This window comes from Pseudomonas extremorientalis, assembly GCF_024584605.1.
Taxonomy (GTDB): Bacteria; Pseudomonadota; Gammaproteobacteria; order Pseudomonadales; family Pseudomonadaceae; genus Aquipseudomonas; species Aquipseudomonas extremorientalis.
The window spans coordinates 2230540-2250522 of sequence record NZ_CP089519.1 but is presented as its reverse complement, the minus strand read 5'-3'; the positions used below and the strand labels follow the sequence as shown (position 1 = coordinate 2250522).

Annotated in this window: 16 protein-coding genes; 2 read left to right on the top strand and 14 right to left on the bottom strand. The window is 59.6% G+C overall.

The genetic code is table 11. The annotated features are described in order from the left end of the window. The first annotated feature begins 24 nt into the window (after positions 1–24). Positions 25–1260 (top strand): cytosine deaminase, encoded by a 1236-nt coding sequence (codA, locus tag LUU92_RS10225; protein WP_071489693.1) that lies wholly within the window; start codon positions 25–27, stop codon positions 1258–1260. 9 nt (positions 1261–1269) lie between these two features. Here codA and LUU92_RS10220 read toward each other — a convergent pair whose 3' ends face one another. From LUU92_RS10220 to LUU92_RS10200, 5 genes are all read right to left on the bottom strand, one after another. Continuing rightward, entirely contained in the window at positions 1270–3420 is a 2151-nt protein-coding gene (locus LUU92_RS10220; protein WP_257103553.1) for a lipase family protein, read from the bottom strand. 15 nt (positions 3421–3435) lie between these two features. Then, a complete protein-coding gene (locus tag LUU92_RS10215) occupies positions 3436–4200 on the bottom strand; it encodes a hypothetical protein (RefSeq protein WP_371322037.1) in 765 nt (254 codons plus the stop codon). Continuing rightward, entirely contained in the window at positions 4193–5029 is an 837-nt protein-coding gene (locus tag LUU92_RS10210) for a DUF4123 domain-containing protein (RefSeq protein ID WP_222541394.1), read from the bottom strand. Before LUU92_RS10210 ends, LUU92_RS10215 begins: the two co-directional genes overlap by 8 nt. After that, complete coding sequence (locus LUU92_RS10205; RefSeq protein ID WP_257103552.1) at positions 5029–7044, bottom strand: type VI secretion system Vgr family protein; 2016 nt, start codon at positions 7042–7044, stop codon at positions 5029–5031. The genes LUU92_RS10210 and LUU92_RS10205 overlap by 1 nt, the downstream gene beginning before the upstream one ends. Positions 7045–7350: 306 nt before the next feature. Further along, positions 7351–8337 (bottom strand): diaminopimelate epimerase, encoded by a 987-nt coding sequence (locus LUU92_RS10200; RefSeq protein ID WP_257103551.1) that lies wholly within the window; start codon positions 8335–8337, stop codon positions 7351–7353. A gap of 354 nt (positions 8338–8691) precedes the next feature. Between LUU92_RS10200 and LUU92_RS10195 the strand changes: the two genes are divergently transcribed. Next, complete coding sequence (locus LUU92_RS10195) at positions 8692–9843, top strand: MFS transporter (protein WP_071489699.1); 1152 nt, start codon at positions 8692–8694, stop codon at positions 9841–9843. Positions 9844–9901: 58 nt separating this feature from the next. Here the strand turns inward: LUU92_RS10195 and LUU92_RS10190 are convergent, their stop codons facing one another. From LUU92_RS10190 to LUU92_RS10150, 9 genes are all read right to left on the bottom strand, one after another. After that, entirely contained in the window at positions 9902–10831 is a 930-nt protein-coding gene (locus LUU92_RS10190; protein ID WP_231999489.1) for a hypothetical protein, read from the bottom strand. A gap of 649 nt (positions 10832–11480) precedes the next feature. Beyond that, positions 11481–12296 carry a hypothetical protein gene (locus tag LUU92_RS10185; RefSeq protein ID WP_257103550.1) on the bottom strand — a complete coding sequence of 272 codons (816 nt, stop codon included), beginning with the start codon at positions 12294–12296 and terminating at the stop codon, positions 11481–11483. A 250-nt stretch (positions 12297–12546) separates the two neighbouring features. After that, positions 12547–14952 (bottom strand): TonB-dependent siderophore receptor, encoded by a 2406-nt coding sequence (locus LUU92_RS10180; RefSeq protein WP_071489702.1) that lies wholly within the window; start codon positions 14950–14952, stop codon positions 12547–12549. A 97-nt stretch (positions 14953–15049) separates the two neighbouring features. Beyond that, a complete protein-coding gene (locus tag LUU92_RS10175) occupies positions 15050–16003 on the bottom strand; it encodes a FecR family protein (protein ID WP_071489703.1) in 954 nt (317 codons plus the stop codon). Between the two features lie 26 nt (positions 16004–16029). Beyond that, positions 16030–16530, bottom strand: coding sequence for a sigma-70 family RNA polymerase sigma factor (locus LUU92_RS10170; RefSeq protein WP_102592964.1), 501 nt, complete (start codon positions 16528–16530; stop codon positions 16030–16032). Between the two features lie 78 nt (positions 16531–16608). Beyond that, the gene (locus tag LUU92_RS10165; protein ID WP_071489705.1) at positions 16609–17259 is read right to left on the bottom strand and encodes a CGNR zinc finger domain-containing protein; all 651 of its coding nucleotides are present in this window, start codon (positions 17257–17259) and stop codon (positions 16609–16611) included. 107 nt (positions 17260–17366) lie between these two features. After that, entirely contained in the window at positions 17367–17972 is a 606-nt protein-coding gene (cysC, locus tag LUU92_RS10160; RefSeq protein ID WP_222541390.1) for an adenylyl-sulfate kinase, read from the bottom strand. Beyond that, entirely contained in the window at positions 17969–19198 is a 1230-nt protein-coding gene (locus LUU92_RS10155; RefSeq protein WP_257103549.1) for an MFS transporter, read from the bottom strand. Before LUU92_RS10155 ends, cysC begins: the two co-directional genes overlap by 4 nt. Before the next feature lie 9 nt (positions 19199–19207). Further along, the gene (locus LUU92_RS10150; protein WP_257103548.1) at positions 19208–19978 is read right to left on the bottom strand and encodes a class I SAM-dependent methyltransferase; all 771 of its coding nucleotides are present in this window, start codon (positions 19976–19978) and stop codon (positions 19208–19210) included. Positions 19979–19983 lie beyond the last annotated feature (5 nt).

Sequence of the window (19983 nt, the reverse complement as noted above, 5' to 3'; positions counted from 1 at the left end):
TTTTTAGCCAAGAGGAACTTGCCCATGCACATCATCAACGCCCGCCTGCGCAACCGTGAAGGCCTGCATGATCTGCACCTGGAACATGGCCGGATCGCCAGTATCACCGCGCAATCGACAGTACCGCACCTGGGCGCGGGGGACCTGGACGCCGCCGGCAACCTGGTGATCCCGCCCTTTGTCGAACCGCATATCCACCTTGACGCCACGCTGACCGCCGGCGAACCACGCTGGAACATGAGCGGCACCCTGTTCGAAGGCATCGAGTGCTGGGGCGAACGCAAGGCCACCATCACCCAGGAAGACACCAAGACCCGCGCCAAAAAGACTATCCAGGCCCTGGCTGCCCACGGTATCCAGCATGTACGCACCCACGTCGACGTCACTGACCCGGACCTCACCGCGCTCAAGGCCATGCTGGAAGTACGCGAGGAAAGCACACACCTGATAGACCTGCAGATCGTCGCGTTCCCCCAGGAAGGCATCGAGTCGTACCGCAATGGCCGCGAACTGATGGAAGAGGCCATCCGCCTGGGCGCCGATGTGATCGGCGGCATCCCGCACTTTGAATACACCCGCGACCAGGGCGTGAGCTCGGTGAAGTTCCTGATGGACCTGGCCGAACGCACCGGCTGCCTGGTGGATGTGCACTGCGACGAAACCGACGACCCACATTCGCGCTTTCTCGAAGTACTGGCCGAAGAGGCCCGCAGCCGCGACATGGGCGCCCGCGTCACTGCCAGCCACACCACCGCCATGGGCTCCTACGACAACGCCTACTGCGCCAAGCTCTTTCGCCTGCTGGGACATTCCGGTATCAGCTTCGTTTCCTGCCCCACCGAGAGCATTCACCTGCAAGGTCGCTTCGACAGCTTCCCAAAACGCCGTGGCGTCACCCGGGTCAACGAACTGCTCGAGGCCGGCATGAATGTGTGCTTCGGCCAAGACTCCATCGTCGATCCCTGGTACCCACTGGGCAACGGCAACATCCTTCGGGTACTCGAAGCCGGTTTGCACATCTGCCACATGCTCGGCTATCGCAACCTGCAAAGCGCCCTCGACCTGGTCACCGACAACAGCGCCAAAGCCATGGCCCTGGGTGACCGCTACGGTCTGGAGCAGGGACGCCCGGCCAACCTGTTGATCCTCTCGGCGGACAGCGACTATGAGGTGATCCGCAGCCAGGGCCTGCCGCTGTACTCGATCCGCAACGGCAAGGTGTTGATGACACGCCGGCCAGCCCAGGTAGAGTTTGCGTAAACACCTCGGTCAGACAATCAAGTCGATATCCAGCGTATGTGCCCTCCCCCTGTCGTTATCCAGAGCGGGAGGGATACGGGCGACCTGCGACAGCTCGCGATTTTCACGGTGGCTGAACCAGCGCTTGAGGCTCGTTGCCAAGTGGGCACCATGGGCATGACTACCATAGACATCACGGGCTTCCAGACGGCGCCAACGCAGAGTCGCAAGGCGCTCGCGACTGCTGTGCAAACGGTCGATTTCGGCGTTCAAGGCTTCGTTATGCTCATAACCCCGGTCGTTGGCCGCCCTTAGACGGGTCAATTCCCTACGCTTGTTGCGCAATTGCTCGCGCATGGTCTCGAGTGCACGGTCGAGCAATTCGAATTCCCTCGGCGTTACCAAGGGCCCATTGCTTTCCTGGGTTTGCTGCCAGCGCCGGAGTGTTGCCCAGGCGGCCGGAATGTAGCTGGCGGTCATGAAGTGCTGGCTGGCCTGGAACAGCTGCTTGAGCAGGTTGTCACGTTCAGGCATGTCACCGCTGAGTTGCAGCGCCCGGTTGCAGCCGGCCTCCTGGATGGACTCACAACCGGGTTGCCACAACACCGAAGAATGCGTGCCGTCCGCGAGCGTGATTGGCATGAAATGGTATTGTTCGCCATGGTGCTCGTAGGGGTTGCCACCGAAACGTACCAGGCCGGCGGCGAACAGCAACCCACCCGGCGCGGGGGCGCTGAACAGCGTGACGGCACCTGGGACCCAGAGCTTGGCGGTGGTGTTCATCCATGGGGCCGGGACGCTGGGGACGGGGTCGTTGTGGTTGACGATGCGGTGGTGGACCAGGGTTGAGGCACCTGCGGTGAATTCGGAATCGGCGGCGCGGGGGGCGCCGTAGGTGTAGAGGAGGATGTTGTAGTTGGTCCCCGGCGACCGACGCAGGCTTTCTGCCAAGAGCAAGGCAATTGCACCGCCCAGGCTGTGGCCGCAGATGATTATTCGTTGGTTGGTGTGAAATTGTCTGAGGTAACTCAGTATGAAGTTGCGCATTGCCCGATAGGCTTGATAGAAACCTTCATGCGCTTTGCCAACGCCCTCCAGAAAAACCACTTGATGAGCATTAGCGTCCCGTAGCCCGTCAGCAGCGCTCGCTGTTCCGCGCACCGCAATCAGAATTACCTCATCGTGGTGAGTAATGAAAGCCTGGGTGTCAGTGCCGAATTTTTCGTCGTCGAAAAAATGCAAACGCGCAGGGTGTTCTTGTTCTTCTGCCCACTCAGGATGGTTCTGAGGGTACAACTCAGGATCGAAGGGCAGGATCTCGAATCGTCGGGAGTAAGGGACGTCTTCATAGACGGGATAGAAGCGTTGCTGCTGCTCGGCATCAACCCGCCATGCCTCGTGGAAACCCGAGAGTTTTTCAGCGAATAGATGGCCGACACTCGGATCAAAAGGAAATCGAACCTCCTCTGTCGGTGTTCGAGCGGGTTCTTGCCCGAAATTGCAGTAGCTCAAGGTTGCCATTAATGCCAATTGATAGAGGTTCAAGGCACAAAAGCTGTCTTCGCTGGAAATCAACGGGCGCAAGGCTCGCAGCGGCCGAACTTCCAGCGCGGTATGGTGGTTGGGAAACAACACGATCCCCACCAGCGTCGATTGGGGCGGTCCAAAACCTAGGTCGGCGAGCATTTTCAATGCGTGTCGTCGAGGTTGATGAGTGCGCTGGGCAATCGGTGGCAAGTGGGCGACATGGCGGACCAGATCACGGACTTCAACCTGGTAAAAACGGCTGGCTTTCAACTGGGCGGGGTTGCTTTCAGTGCGCCGACCATCCGAGGCAGAAAATCGAGTTTGCTCAGCACGAACCTGAAGCTCGGTGATTGGAAGCTTATAAGTCTGGCGCGACATCAGGCTCTGATACAACGGTTCTGTTCCTGAATACGGCTCGTCAAAAACCAGGATTACAGGACCGCAGTAAATATTGGCTAACTGGGCGAAGCCCTCTCCATTCAGCCTGCCCTTGTACTGTTGCCCTGCACTGTCGTGGACTGTGTAAGGCAATCCACCGTAAATCGTCCCGACGCCGAGTTCATCGACCAGACAAAAACTCAGCCAGTGCCCTCGCAATGAGCATGCCGGCTGGCTGTCACTGAAAAAAGCGTGCTTGCGTGCATCCATGTTCATGAACTTTCTCCTTGCTTACTTGCAGGATGGGTAGACATCGCAACTGCGACCGTCCGGCATTTTTATAGGTTTGAAGTCAGTGGTATTGCCGTTGCAAAACGCATACAGATCTTCAAAATCCTTGCCTTTACAACGCCTCCATCCACCTGGAACAACGACCCAGTTGTTATCAAAATAGGGCTCTTCCTCATTGGTCATCGTCAGCACCATCCTGAGCGTTTTCCCTGGTAGTTGATCTCGTTGCACAGGTCTGGATAACGGGACTGTTGCACCGGATGAACTGCATGCAAGAACCTTGACGATCGTGTGCTGCAACCCCACAGTGCGGAACAACCACCGACACTGCTTATGCAGCTCCTGAACTCCCGTTACTGGCATGCCTCTTATATCGGCGTCCGAGGGGTCTCGAATGGAGATAGCGGCAAAACTCCCACCCACGTCCGTATCCCGTTTGCCCCACTTCGCATAAAACTCAAACTCCAGGCTTCTCAGCACCGAAGGGCAGCCCTCGATTTTTTCACTCAGCGGCAGTTCATAGCTCACCCGGCTGGCAGCATCTTTGAAATCAGTAAAAAAGACTTTGCGCTCCGGTCGCTTACCTCTGCGTCGCGGCAAAGCGCAGGTCTCACCGGTAGCGGGCAGATAATTCGCGGCAGTCTTAAGTTCAAACTCCGCCGGCAAATCCACCTCCAACGTAAATCGATCCACAGGCTTGCCCCCACACCCCGTCAGCCCGAGTACCCCCAGCACCATCACCCCCGCCCACCTTCGCCTACTCATGCTTTCCCCCCATCAATCGCCACTGTTCCACTACTCGCTCAAAGTGCTCCCCAGGCGCTTCACCGACCCTGGGCTGCCACTGCAAAACACTGCTCCGAGTCGCCTCTTCCAGTCTTCGCACCACCAGAAACTCAAGCTGCTCCGGCCCCTGCCACTGCCAGGCACGCGCCTGCTCCAGTACCTGTGCCAGCCAGATTCGCGGGTCCTGGAATTCCACCAATGTCGCCAGGTCCTCACTGTGTTCGGTCAACAGGTAACGCAGGATATTGGCGTGCAGGATGGCCGCTGCGTTTGGGTTGGGCGCATCCAGCCAGGGCGCGGGATCCGGCACCGGATACTCGCCGGGGGCCTGGTTGTCAGCCGTGTGCCAGCGGTTTTCGTGCCAATAGCACACGCTGATCAATGGCCCGAGAAATACCGGCCAGCGGTCCTGACCCATATGGGCCAGGGCACGCGCCAGGGTACGGTTGTCGTGGAAACGGTATAGCGATTGCGCGCCTTCAGGGCCCACCAGCAGCCTGTCACGCCAGTGTCGAGTCACTGCCGTCAGGTCTTCGCCGGGTAAACTGCCCAGCCAGCCCCAGTTCGTCTCGGGTTGCTGCAATAGGCCAAGCAAAGCGTGCTCGTTCAGCGGGCCCAGCAGCACAATCAATGGGCCTTCTGCCGCCAACTCCGCTACGGCAGTCTCGGCGTAAACACTGCGGTACGCCGGCAAGTCGCGTACCTCCAGCAGCGGTGCGCGCGCGTCGCTCTGCCCTTCAAGGATCAAGCACAGTCGCCGTCCCCGCTGTTGCTGTTGGTCCATCCACTGGCCTGGCATGCTTGGCATCAAGCGGCCCTCCCTGGCAGTTCACACCGTCCTTCACGGCAGCGCTCGCACACCGGGCAGTAATCGGCCCCCAATTGCTTGGCCAGGTTCATGAGGCTGCCTTGCACCAGGGAGATCCTGGGTGTGTCGATCGCTGCCGAGGCATTCGCCGCCAGGGTGACGGACGGCGCTCCACCCAGGGTAACGGGGCGACTGCTGAAGATGCCGCCGGCCTGGATGACCAGATGCTCGCCCCCCGCCTTGAGGCTCAGTTGCGCCCCGGCGTCGATCACCAGGCTGGCACCGGACTTGAGATGAAACTGCTGCCCGGCCTCCAGGATCAGGGTCTGCCCCACATGGGTCCGGCTGTCACCTTGTACATCGAGGTAGTCGCTCGCCTTGAGCACGATCCTGCGATCGCCGGTGATGTGACGATGCTCCTCGCTGGCCAGGTGAGCCGTACTCAATCCATGAATGACTTCCCGTCGCTCCCCCGCCACTTCCAACCGACTGTCATGGCAGACCTGCTGCTCCAGGTCCCGCTGTGCACGAAGGTAAATGAGCTCCTCGCCACGACGATCCTCCAGGTACAACTCGTTGGCGCCCTCGCCCCCCTGCGTACTGCGGGTGCGCAAGACGCTGCGGGTCTTGTGCTGCGGCAAGGGGTAGGCCGGCCGGTGCGACGCGTTGGGCAGGCAACCGTTGATCAACGGCTGGTCCGGGTCCCCTTCAAGGAAGGTCACCAGCACTTCCATGCCCACACGCGGGATCATCGTCGTACCGAACCCGTCACCGGCCCATCCGGATGCAACCCGAACCCAGCAACTGCTTTTATCATCCGCCTTGTCCAGGCGGTCCCAGTGGAAGCGCACCTTTACCCGGCCATAGGCGTCACAATGCACGTCTTCCCCCGGCGGCCCGGTCACCGTTGCGGTCTGGCTGCCATGGATGGTCGGCTTGGAATGTTTGAGGGGCGGTCGATGCACCGCTTGCCAAGGCGTCGCGGTGAAGCGATTGCGATACCCCTGGAAGCCATCAGTCGTGGGCGTCGCCTCCTCCAGCACCTGCGGCTGATGACCTTCGTGACGCACCGAGGTGATCAGCCACAAGTCATTGCAGGACGGATCGGGGTGATCGCGCAAGTCAAGGAAATGCCCACTGCGCAGCGCCGGTTGATCACTGCGGCCCAATGCGCGAAGACGGTCGCGCTGGTGACGCTCCAAGCCCCGCCGCGCCAAGCGCTTGCCCCGGGCATGACCCGTGAATCCCGCTGGGTAACGATAGTCCTCGAGAGGTTGCGCCGGCGCCGAGCCGGCGCAGTCCTGCAGCAGCAATGAAGGTTGTTCGAAGTCATGATCGCGACGCACCGTCTTCTGGGTGCGCGTGGCCAGGCGCACATCAAAACGCTGGACGACCTGCGTAGCGGCTTGCGGCCCGCCAGCAGGGCAATAGCGTTGCTGGGGCAAACGGCGAAACACCGTCTGGTCATCACCGAACACCAGCAGATGGGCATCCGCGCTGTGACGGAAATGGTAATGAATGCCCTCCTCTTCACACAGCCGCTGGATGAAGTGCAGGTCGCTCTCCGCATACTGCACACAGAACGTGCGTGGCGGATACACCACGGGACCAAGCTCGAATGCATGGGCGTCCGCCAGGATGCCATGCCGCTCAAGCACCGCCGCGATAATCTGCGGCACGCTGCGTTGCTGGAAGATCCGCTGGTCGCGCCGGTGTGCAAGGTAGGCCAGGCGCGGTGCCAGGGTCAGGTGGTAGAGCGTGATGCGCCGGCCAGGGTCGTCCCGGCCGATTGCGTAAACCTGACCATGCAGCCCTTCGCCCATTCCGAAATCCAGGTAGGCGGGTTGATGGAGCAACCTCTCGAGGTCAAGGGAAGGATTTTCACTCACCACCTGCACCTGGATGAAAAAAGGCTGGTCAAGGCGCTCGCGGCCGTTGAATGCCAGCACCTGAAAGTCCGTTTCCATGCAGGGAAGAATCAGTTTGAAACGTGACGAAACAAACGCGTTAACCATCCGTTGTTACCCGCCATAAATGAATGAGCACGCAGGAATGCTTTGCCTCGTTAAGTGTGCGAATAAACTGCCGAGAAAAAGCCCCTGAACGCCTCAAAGCTTAGCGATTACGGGCGAAAATCGGCTGTTTTAAAATAAAAAAGAAGATTCGTACAAAGAAGTTGGAAGTGTCTTTTACAAAATAATAAAACGAGTCAATGCTCCACTTCTTAACAATAAGAAATGCCCTACATCAACCTTCTTAATAACAACTAACTGACAAAGAAACAGCCGACACTGAATCACAGCGTCAGCCGTTAAAAAACCTCAGGCCTGCAGCCGTGCGGTCCCGAACAGACTGACGCCGAGCAGCGTCTCGCCCTGGGTGTGCAAGCGTACCGGCGCAACGCCACCCGGCATCACCACCGCGACATCACCGCTCTCGACCCAGCCCGCACGCCATGCCGCGCAGGCGACGGCGCTGGCACTGGTGCCGGAAGACGCGGTCGGCCCCTCACCGCGCTCGAACACCCGCGCTATGACCCGGTTGCCAGGCTGGCGCGCCGCCCATTGCAAGTTGACCCCCGCCTCACAAGGCAGGCCACCGCCCGCAGGGGGCGCGAAGGCGATCGCCTTCAAGGGCTGGAACAGGTTTGGCAGCAGCATCTGTGCGTTGTCCGGCAACGTCGAGAGCTGCTGGACCAGCGTCACACAATGGGGGTTGCCCACCCGCACGAATTGACTGGCAGCCCACTGTGGACTGATCGCCGCCAGCTCGGTGACATGGCTCAGTTCAGTGCCCTCCTGAAACACCTGGCCAACCCCCTGCGCGCCCACCGCCGCAGGTCCGAAGGCGGGCACTCCGAGGTCAAGCCAGAACCCTGCGACGTCGTCACGAACGGCTGGCTCCACCCGAGTGGCGACTGGCGAGACCGCATCCGATTTGTCGTGATGCACCCGTAACTCGCAGGCTTCGGTCATCAAGCCCCGGTCGGTGAGGGCCTGGGCGAAAATCGTCAACCCATTGCCGCTGCGCTCGGCCAGAGTGCCGTCGGTGTTAACGATCAACAGGTCGAACGGCGGCTCGTCCTGAAACGGCCCCACCAGCAGACCATCACAACGGTGGGCCTTGCCATCGACCGGACGCGGCAACAAGCCCCAACTGCATTCCGAGGCGACGGCCGACGCTGCCCAGGCACCACGAGTGCGCGCGGCACACTCAGCGCTCTCGGGTACATTAATGCCCTTGCTGCTCAATGAAGCCGGGCTGACCACACCATAGATATTGCCGCGAGCGTCGTAGAACAGAGTCATGAGGTCATCCACCGAGGTATGCGCTGATCGCAAAAAAGGAGTTGCTCGATTGTGTGGGATCCCGCCGTTGCACACCACCCGCCTGACGCAGTTTCAGAAGCGGCCTGGAAGGTGGTAATCCACCGCGAGAACCCTGGGGTTCAATCGTTCCCGCAGGGATTACACACCTTCCAGACCGCCTCCTACAAACTCGATACGACTTATGTGGCTGCAACCCGCCCTGGCGTTCCAGCTTGTAAAAATAAAATTCAAGGCAGCCCGAATCCCAACGGAACCCGGCTCGCACACCAAGGCCTGATGTGCAAGGATGTCGCGCCGGACATCGTTCGTTGAACGCAAAACCAAGGATTTTTCATGACTGCCATCCCCACCTCAGCGCCCGTGGTTCCCGGGCGGCTGGAGCAAATGTCGACCCGTATCGCCTTCTTCATTGCCGGCTTCGGCATCGCGGCCTGGGCGCCGCTGGTACCGTATGCCAAGGCTCGCGCCGGTCTGAGCGAGGGCACGCTGGGGCTGTTGCTGCTGTGCCTGGGGGTCGGTTCGATCATCGCCATGCCCGCCGCGGGTGCATTGGCCTCACGTTTCGGCTGCCGACGCGTACTGAGCGCCGGGACGATCATGATCTGCCTGGCATTGCCGCTGCTGGCGACGGTCAGTTCGATTCCGCTGCTGATGGCTGGGTTGTTCCTGTTCGGTGCCGGCCTGGGCACGGTGGATTCCACGGTCAACTTGCAGGCGGTGATCGTTGAACGCGCCAGCGGCAAAACCATGATGTCGGGCTTTCATGGGCTGTTCAGCCTGGGAGGGATCGTCGGTGCAGCGGGTGTCTCGGGTCTGCTCGGGCTGGGCCTGTCGCCGTTGCAGGCGACCCTGGTGGTGATTGTCATCACATTGGCAGCACTGCTCAAGGCCGCGCCGCATCTGCTGCCTTACGGCAGTGAGAGTTCGGGCCCGGCGTTTGCCGTACCTCACGGTGTGGTGCTGTTCATCGGTTGCCTGTGCTTTATCGTGTTCCTGGCAGAAGGTGCGGTACTTGACTGGAGCGCGGTGTTTCTCAGTGCCGAGCGCGGCCTCGATGAAGCCTATGCAGGTCTGGGTTACGCAGCCTTTGCCCTGACCATGACGGTCGGACGATTGACCGGAGATTCCATCGTGCGCCGGCTGGGTGCTACCCGGGTGATTGTGGGCGGCGGTGCACTTGCGGCCGCCGGCACATTCCTGGCTACCCTGTCCCCCGCCTGGGAAATGGCCTTGCTGGGTTACACATTGATAGGCGCCGGTTGCTCCAATATTGTTCCGGTGCTGTACACAGCCGTCGGTAAACAGACTGTCATGCCAGAACATATTGCCGTACCGGCCATCACTACCCTGGGCTATGCCGGGATATTGGCCGGGCCGGCCGTGATCGGCTTCATCGCCCACGGCAGCAGCCTGGCAACCGCCTTCCTGTTGGTCGGTATGTTGCTGGCGGTGGTGGCAATCAGTGGGAAAATACTGCGGGTATGAGAGCGAAGCGGCATGGGCCGTTTGAGTATTTCAAACCGCTCATGCTCGCCTGCAGGGCCTATCGCCCTTTTTCTTCCTTGTCGTTTTTCAGCCAGCGATCAAGGCTGTAGTTTTTCAACCATCCATCGTCGTTATGGCTGCCGAAAATGTTGTGACCATTGGCTTTGGAACTGTCTAGAGAGGCCATCAACCCTGGCCTCTCCATAAGATTCTTGGCAAGGTATACCTGTTGCTCGCTGTATTTCTTTAAAGGAAACCCAGTACGCGCATCTCGTAAAGGCTCACCGTTCTTATCGGTTTGGTCTGGGTCCTTGCTCATTTCGATGATCGTGTCTTTTTTCACGTATCGATGTTTTTCGAAGAAGAACGTCCGGTCTTCCGACTTGTCGCGTAAATCGTCAAACATGCCCCTGAAAATCTGGACGACCTGCGCATCGGTCTTCGCATGGAACGGGTCCGCGCTTTGGGTGTTGGGGTTGGTGTTGCCAACCTGCAAGTCGGCCGCTTTGCCGAGGCTGTCATGCGTGATCTTACCGCCCTTTTCCAAGATAGCTTCGTTCAGCCGAGGACGGTTGAGTATCTCTCGCGCCAACATGATGGTGCGCTCCGAGACCTTACTGCTGCTGGGTTCCTCTTTAGCTATCTCCAGCAAGGAAGCCTGGGTCAACTGACCATCTTTCTTGAACGCGTCCAGTAATGACAGGTTGTTCTTCAGGTCCGTCGCCAACAGGTGGTCGTCTGAACTGACAAAGGGGTTGCCGGCCTTCGTCATGCCGCCATACAAATTCTGACCGTCAAAGTGCCTTGAGGCGCCATTCAAAAAACTGGCGCCGAATGACGGCGCCGCCGGCAGCGGCTTGCCCAGCGCACGCGTATCGATTGCATCGCGAGCCTGACCGTTGCCCGTGCGCCGCCCCGCGCCTGCCGAAGAAGTATTCAGTGTACTTGACACTATCGACTGCAAATAGTTATTGACACTACCGACCATGATTAACCTCCACCCTATCTAGATTACGTAACCCGTGCCTTGGTCGACTGATCCTCGAAAACACCTTGAAATCAACGTGGCACAAGCTCTGGTTGAGTGGCTCCGAGAAAACGATGGTTCCGAAGACCGCCGTCCAAAACGCCGCATATACCCGAATGAATCTTGAGCGTTTGTAACCAGTTCACCTTGTCGAGCCTCCATGCCCTAAAAAATTGTGTCGATGTGAAACTGCAAGGCCTAGCGGCGGACCAACTTGTTCCAAAGACTGGAAAACATTGAAATAACCGAACCGGGGGTCGACTCTTCCATGAGGGCTCGAGAGCCTTTGTCAAAATCTTCCGCGGTGGGCGCCTTGAAGCTGAACCGGGGCGAGGATGTGAGATAGAGTCCCAGAGGTTCTCTCGGGTTTTCCGCCTCCTGCGCAGGTGCGGCCAACGTCGAGATTTTGTACTGAGCATGACGGGATTCAAAAGATGTCGAATTCATAGTCCAGATCCGGTCCGGTATGATGAAGGCTCCATCGGCAGGCAATGACCGATGGATATCTTCTTTGTGATACACACTCGCATACAGCTCTTGCATGACTGGGTTGTATGGGCTGCGCCGAGCGCTCACCAACCTCTGCTGCGCGGTGCAGCAGAGGGCAGCCTCAGGTGTAACGAAGCAATGCGTTCAGTTCCTGTCGAGAAATCTTGCCATCGCGCCGCCAGCTTTCAACGTTGTCCATAGTCGCCATCAGGTTCGAGCGCGCCATGACTTCCCGTGCCAGGAGGGTGAGATGGTCGTTGCGGGAGTTACCGGTCAATGGTTGCATCGCGCGGGCGTGAAGGTCCCTGAGCTTGATCGTGCTACTGAAATACCCTCCTTTCAACTCATTGAAATGGTTGAGCATTTCCTGGACGAGTTGCTTATCGTCCTTCGATTTCAATGGATTATCGGACTGAATGAAGCTCTTGATGTCGTCCTTGGACAAACGACCGTTCAGTTCACCGGTGCTGCCATTTCGATCGAGCGCTTGCAGCAGCCCAGGACGTCGCAGCAGTTCCTTCGCCAACCGAATATTCGCGTCTTTGGCAGGATCACCGGTCAACGGTTGATTGGCCATTTTCTGCACACTCTTTCGCGTGACAGAGCGCGAAGGCCAGCGGCCCCTGAACGCGTCATAGCTGTTCAAAAGCGCCTGGGCCAATTGCTCGTTGCTTTGCTTTGAAAGATAAGGGTCCGGCAACGCAGGGTTCGGACGTGGAGGTGGGCCTGGGTTCGGGCGCACATTCTCGGGGAGTGGGCGCGGCGGCGGGCCACCGAATACCGGGCCGCAATGACTGGACTGCGAGGCGAAATGGATCCCTGCCGAGACCAGGGCCCTTGATGTGATGGCAGACCGTTCGCTGCTGCGCGTTTCTTCCCCCGGAGAGGCATTATCAAGGTTAGGGGCGACGCTGTGATTGTATGGCGATACCGACATTCCTGTTCTCCAGTTCGGTCTATTCAGGCGCCTGACATCACTGCTCCAGCGTCCTTGGGCTCTATTAGTCGTCAAGGAAACCAGCGCACGCAGGCCTATCCTGTGTGGCAGAACTGTGGGAGCCGGTTCCTGAGAAGGCTGAAAGTTTCCAGAAACCTGGTAGGAGGAACATTTGAAGGCATGAAAAACAAACCCCTCTATCGGTAGGTTTTGCCGCTCAACCCGGGCAGGAAGAGCGGCAGTGTTTCGATCAGAACCCGACGCTGGCCTGTACAAAGAACGTTCGCGGCTCGCCAAGGTACAGTCCAGCATTGTTGTCACTGGAACGGGTGTAGTGCTGTTGGTCGAAGACGTTTTTCACACCAACGCCCAGTTTCAGGTTGGACAACTGCTCGCCAAAGTCATAGCCACTGCGCACGTTGACCGAGACGTAGCCCGGAATATCACCGTACTGGCCGTCAGCCGTACCTTGGGTGATATAGGTGCTGGTTGTACCTGGCGCACGCTGGCCGGACTGGGCGTATACATCCAGGTTATGGGTCCAGCGGTTGACGTCGTAACGCAGGCCCAAGGTGGCCACCTCACGGGAATACAGCGGCAGGTCACGGCCCTTGAACGGCACGTCACCTTCGGACGTGGCCTTGGTGTAGGTGAAGCCGGCATTGGCGGTCAGGCCATCCAGGCGCGGGTCCAGGTTCGACAGGTCATAGTGCGCCGAGGCTTCGATACCGGTGTGCTTGGTGGCGCCGAGGTTTGTCCAGCCCACGTCGTTGCTGACGTATTGCAGCTCGTCCGAGAAGTCGATGTAGAAGAACGTCAGCTCACCGCCCCAGACATTGTCGTTGTAGCGCGTACCCACCTCGTAGGTCTTGGCTTTTTCCGGGTTCAGGCCGTTGGCGGTCTGGTCGCCGGTGCCGCCCTGGCCCAGTTGGAAGTACTGCAGGCTGCCAAAGGAGGTCTCGTAGTTGGCGAACAGTTTCCAGGCGTCGGAGACGTGGTACATCACGCTCAATGCAGGCAGCGGTTCGTTGTTGTGGACTTCGCGGCGTTTTTCCTGGGTGCGGGTGCCGTTCAACGCGATCACCGGACGGTCGTGCCATTCGGTGCGGATATCTTCGAAACGGATCCCCGGAGTCACCGTCCACTTGCCGATATCGATCTTGTTATCGATGTAGAACGCGTTGGCCTCGGTACCCCCGGTGCGATCCTGATAGACATGGCCGTCACTCTGTCCGCCCGGCGTCGGTACATTGTTGACCAGATTCAGGCTGGTCGCCTGCTCATGCATGCCTTCCTTGAGGTAGCGATAGCCCAGGCTGACTTCCTGGGTGCTCGGGCCTACATCGAATACACGGGAGACGCGTGGCTCGATGCCGAAGGTGTAGTAGGTGCGCGGGTAGGAACCGAGGGTCTTCAGGTCACGGTTGGCGATGTTGCTGCCGCGAAAGCTGTCGGAGTAATAGGTCAGCACCTCGGCCTGGGTACGGTCGTCGATCTGGCGGATGTACTTGAACGATACGTCCTTGCGGCGCCCGCTGAAGTTGTCCCAGTCGCGTACCGATTGGTACGGGTTGGCGTCGAACTGCTTCTGCGTCAGGCCGCCGGGCATGTCGGCGCTGGCGTCGTAGTAATGGAAGTTGAGCGAGAAGTCGTCCTGATCGGTCGGCGCCCAGTGGGTCTTGAAGATCACGTCGTCGATGTCGTTGGAATTGTTGCTGTTGCGGTAACCGTTGCCATTGACCCCGGAGTACAGCAAGGCGGCGCCGATGCCGTTGTCGGCGGTGCCGCCGATAAATGCATTGTCGATGTGCTTCCAGCCGCCATGGGCGGAGGTTTGCAGGGTGGTGCCGACTTCACCGGAGAATTTCTCGGGGATGGCGCGGGTCACGAAGTTGATTACGCCGCCGACGTTTTGGGGCCCGTAGCGTACGGAACCGGCACCGCGCACCACGTCGATACTGTCCAGGTTACCGGCGGATATCGGCGCCATCGACAATTGCGGTTGACCGTACGGCGCGAACGCTGCCGGTACACCGTCGATCAACACGGTGGAACGTGGCGACAGGCGCGACGTCAGGCCACGTACGCCAACGTTGAGGGAAATATCGCTGCCGCCGGTGCCGTTGGATTCCTGCACCTGCACACCCGGCACACGGCGCAGCACGTCGCCGACGTTCATCGCGCCCTGCTCCACCATGGCTTCGCGGCGGATCACCGTACGTGCGCCGGGGTGGTTCTGCACCACTTCGGCGTTGGCGTCGCCGAGCCAGTCGCCCACCACCTTGATATCGGTGGCGCCCAGTTCCAGCGGCGAGCCGGCTTCACCGGTGCCGCTGTTCAGCGGGCGCAGGGTCACGGAGCCGGCATCGATCTGGTAGTCCAGGCCGCTGCCTTGCAGCAACTGGCGCAGGGCTTGTTCGGGGGAAAGGTTGCCGTCGACCGCCGGCGCTTGCTTGCCCGCAACCAGTTCGGGGCTGAAGAACACTTGCAGGGACGTCTGCTGGCCCAACTGGCTCAGCGCTGTGCCCAGGGACTGGGCCTTGATGTGGATAGCCTCGGCGGCGTAGGCCACAGGCAGCGCGGCACTGACCGCAAGCGCCAGGGCCAGCGGCGCCCAGCGGGAGATTTTATTGTTGTTCACGGCGAGTTTTTTCACGTCGAACCTAGTCCTGTGATCGCAAGAGTGTGCGGCTGTTAATGCAAACCAGTTGCAGTTGCAGGAGAAGACGAAGAACTCGAAAAAAACCTGAATGTCAGCGTGAAATAATTTCCTGGCTGCCGTCCGGCAAGGTGCGCAAGGCTACCGGCAGGATGTGCGGTAACGCCTTGAGCAAGGCATCGGTGTCGTTGGACTTGAATACGCTGGTCAGGCGCAGGTTGCCCACGGCCGGCGTGCTGACCCGCAGCGGTTGCTCCCGATAACGCGAGACTTCCCGGGCCACTTCGCCCAGCGAAGCGTTGTTGAAGACCAGTTTGCCGGTACGCCAGGCGGTCAATTCTTCGGTGTTCACCGCGTAGGCCGCGGCTACCCGCCCCTGGTTGTCGACATGGCTGCCCAGGCCCGCTGTCAGCGTCACCATCTTGTCCGGCGCACGGCCTTGTACTTTCACGGTGCCGGCTTCGACCATGACGCGGGTCTGGTCGTCATCGCGGCGCACATCGAATCGCGTGCCGGTCACGGTCACCTGCCCTGCCCCGGCCGCCACGACAAAGGGCCTGCTGGTGTCATGTTCGACGCTGAACATCGCTTCGCCCTGCTTGATCTCGACGCCACGCCGACCTTTTTCGTAATGCACCGTGACGATGCTGCGGCTATTGAGGTCCATCACCGAACCGTCGGGCAAGGCCACCTGGCGATGTTCCCCCAGACGCGTACTGAACTCGGCGCTGTAGGGCTTGGGATGATCCAGCCCGCTGAACAGGCCCAGCCCCAGCGCGACTGCAACCACACTGGCGGCCACCGCATAACGCAGGATGGCTCGGCGCCTGGGACGTTCCGCGGGCGCTTCGCACAGCGCCTGCAGGCGGGCGTTGGGCAGCAAGTCAGCGGCGCTCCACACGCCCTGCAATACATCGAACTCATACTGGTGATCGGGATGCTCAGTGCGCCATGCGTCGAAACGCTGGCGTTCGGCAGCATTCAATTCGGCGTCTTGCAGGCGCACAAACCATTGCGCGGCTTCGTCTCGGGCACGGTTATCCATCATGGATGATCCTGTTTCAGAGCGGGCGATCATGGCGCCATCGCGTCCAGGCGGTCGCGCAGATGCCGCAGGGTGCGGATCATATACTTTTCCACCATGTTTTTAGACAGACCCAGGCGGTCGGCGATTTCCTGCTGGGTCAGGCCCTCGATTTTCTGCCAGATGAAAATCCTGCGGCAATTGAGCGGCAGCTCGGCCAAGGCTCGCTCGATAGAGTCCGCCAACTGGATCGCGTGCATGAAATGTTCCGGGTCGCCGGTGTGCGGCGAACGCTGATCAAAGGCTTCCAGGGTCATGGCCTCGCGACGGTCTTCGCGTCGAAAGGCGTCTACGGCAATATTGCGCGCTGTTTGATGCAGATAGGCGCGAGGTTGCTCGACCTCGGAGGATTTTGCCTCCAGCACCCGCACGAAAGTGTCATGGGCCAGGTCTTCGGCCTGCTGGCGGTTTCTCAGGCGGCGCGTCCAGGTCCCGATCAACTCTTCGTAGTGTTCGAAAAAGCCTGGTCTGCGGGGCGGCTGAGGGATCATCGCGGGAGCACTGGGGAGGCGGGGCGTGAATAGTAATGCTTCCTATTAAGCAGGGCAATTGCTACTCGCCATAGGCCCTCAATGCGCCGTTTTGCCACCCACCTGTCTGAGCCGGCTGAGTTTCTCCCGGCTGCCGCACACGCTCATCTGGCACCACTTGCGCTGTTTGTTCTTGGAGATATCCAGGAACACCCAGTCGCAGTCGGTAGCGCTGCAACTGCGCAATGCGTGCAGATCACCGGATACCAGCAATTGCGTGGCCTCGATGGCCAGGCGGCCCAGCACCATGGCCGTGAGCTCCTGCGCCGTGGTGCAAGGCATCCACGCCCAGGCAGGTTTGCCCTCGACAGAACGCAGCACCCGCCGTGCTGCGCCTTGCTGGAAGGCCTCGTTGATCTGCTGCAAGGCGTGGTCGGGCGCGGCAGCTTGCAAGGACAACGGATAAAACACTGCGTACAGGCATTCCCTGAACGCAATGATCGCGTCGAGGTTCGGTTGGTAGGCCATCGATGACTCAAACACCATCGGCTTGTAGTCATCGAACTCCCGGGCCGAGATCAACGACGCATGCAAGGCCCATTCAAAGAAGAACTGAAAACTGGTGAGCCGTTCTTCCATGACCTTGAGCGAAGTGCCGGGGCGACGCCCATTGGTGGTATTGATGAAGTCCAGGACCCGGGCCCCGCCAATCAGGCGAATTGATTTTGCAGTGCCCGTAAAATGTGTCATGCCTGCTCCCGAAAAAACGCGTTCTCCCTGCGATGGCGCAGATTACCTTGTTTTTTCGAGTTACAGATATTGTCATCCCGGCGCAAAGCCGACGCAAAGACAGACGGCTAACCGCGACTGTCGTTGTGCCCCACCCAATCCAGAATCGCCTCGACCGACTGCTCCACCGAAAGCGCCTGGGTATTCAAATGCACTTCAGGAAACACCGGCACGTCGTACTGGGAGTCGATCCCGGTGAAGTGTTTGATCTGGCCCGCACGGGCTTTTTTATACAGGCCCTTCGGATCACGTTGTTCAGCAACTTCCAACGGTGCATCCACATGCACTTCGACAAAAAACTCATTGCCGATGATCGAACGTGCGTAATGCCGACTGGCCGACGAAGGTGAAATCAGCGCGACAATCACCATCAGCCCCGCCTCCATCATCAAGCGGGCCACTTCGGCGACCCGCCGGATATTCTCATCGCGGTCGCTGTCGGTAAAACCCAGGTCGCGGCACAACCCGCCACGCACCGAGTCGCCATCAATGATCGCGGTCATCCGCCCCTGTTTCTGCAAGGCGATGTCCAACGCATCAGCGATCGTCGATTTGCCGGACGCCGAGATACCCGTCAGCCAGATGACCGCAGGCTTGTGCCCGTGTCCGGCGCGCCGATGGCTGAACGCAAACGCGTGCAGGTTCTGGCTTGGACTGTCTGGAAAATAACTCATGGCCGCACGCCCTCCTTCGCCGCAGTCGGCGGTTTACCCAACATGAACACCATCACGCATTGCACGAACAGCAACAGCGCAACCACCCAGTAGACCGTCGAGAACGACCCAGTGAGGTCCTTGGAAAAGCCACCCAGGAAGTTGCCGCACATCCCGCCCAAGCCGATCAGCACATTGGCGATGCCAAAGGCCTGGGTCAGCCGGCTGACCGGCACGATCTGCCCGATGTAACTGGGGACCAGCCCGAAAATGGGATAGAACGCCAGCGCAAACAGGAACGCGGCCAGGTAGAACGGCGGGAGGCTGTTGAAACTGAACACCAGGGTGGCGGCCAGTCCTGCACTGAGGAAACACATCGCCAGCGACGCCCGCACACCGACCTTGTCGGCAATCCACCCCACCAGAAAGCCCGAGGCCATGCCCACCGCACCGATGGTGGTCCAGATAAACCCGGCGTCTTGAACCGATACGCCCAATTCATCGCGCAGGAAGGGCGCCAGGTAGGTCTGGAACGGCAGCAATGCCATGCCATTGAGAAACGCGATGGCCCAGGTCAGGTACAGCGAGCGGCTGAGCCACGGCTGATGGCTGTCAAACGCTACGGCGCGCTCGCCGGCAAACCCGGTGTCCTGGCTCGCGGCCAGGTTGCGCAACAGAAACCAGGCCACCAGACACAGGGCCACCGAGATCAGGCCGGCAGTGAGCCAGATCGAGCGCCAGCCACCATTCAAGGTCAGGAACGACACCAGCAAGCCATTGATGAACACACCGTAGCTGGTGCCACTGGAGATCAGCCCCATGACCCGCGAGCGATTGCCCGGGCTGAAGCCCTTGGTGACGATTTCCGCCAGCGGGATGTACACCGAGGCGGAGCAACCACCGAGCAGGATCAACAAGGCCCCCGACAACCAGATGCTGTCGCTGACGCTCAGGCCCAGCAGCGCCAGGGACGTCATCACGGTGGACACCAGGCTGATTTTCCAGCCGTCGAAGAAACGGCTGATGTAGCTGGTCACCGACGAAAACAGCAGGAAGCCAATCTGCGCGCCGCCGGTGATCAGGCCCACCGTGGTGTAGTCGAATCCGATGTCGCGGCGCATGTCCACGACAAGGTTGGCGAACAGGTAAACCCCAAAGCCGTAGGTACTGGCCACGAACCCGGTGAGGACGATCGCCAGCGCGACACTGTCCAATGGGCGGGCATTGCTCTGTACGAGTGTGCTCATCAAGCCTCCCTATTCGGCGCGCGCAGTGTGGATGACAAAATCACAACCCATCATGTCGTAGTCACGCTCGAAATCACCGTAGCTTTCATGGTCGGTAAATCCGGACTTGAGCACTTCCCCCTTCAATTCCCCCGGCAACAGGGGGTAAACCTGCAGCCTGTACTGCTGCGCATCATCGAAGGAATAGATGAACTCACACAGGCGTTCATCGACCTGGCCCAAGCTCACCGAAGCGTTCGTACCGCAGTAATAGTAATGACCGCTGGCTTTGAATTTACCGGCACGGATGGCGAAGAAATTGCGCTGGTCCACAATCAGCAACCCGCCCGGCTTGAGCAAGGCCCTGAATTTCGCCAGCACCCTCAATCGATCATGGGCTTCAAACACATGGCACAGCGAACTGCCCAGGCACACCACGGCGTCGAATTGCCCCAGTTCCTGTGGATCCAGTGAATGCCAGTCACGGTAATGGGACTGGATATCCAGGCCATGTTTGCGAAAGTTCGCCCGCGCCTTGGTCAACATGGTGCTGCTGCCATCGGTGGCGACCACGTCAAAGCCGGCCTGCTTGAGCTGGACGGCATGAAAACCACTGCCGGTCGAGACGTCGATCACCGACTGCACGCCGTGGCTTCGCAACAGGTTTTCAAAGAACCCGCCCTCCCCCGCCTTACGCTTCTCCCAATCGATCAACTCATCCCAACGTTCGACAAATTCCGTCGAGTACTGCGCGGAGTAACTGGCCACGTCGTTGTGCTTGTTTCTGGTCATCTGATTCATGACAT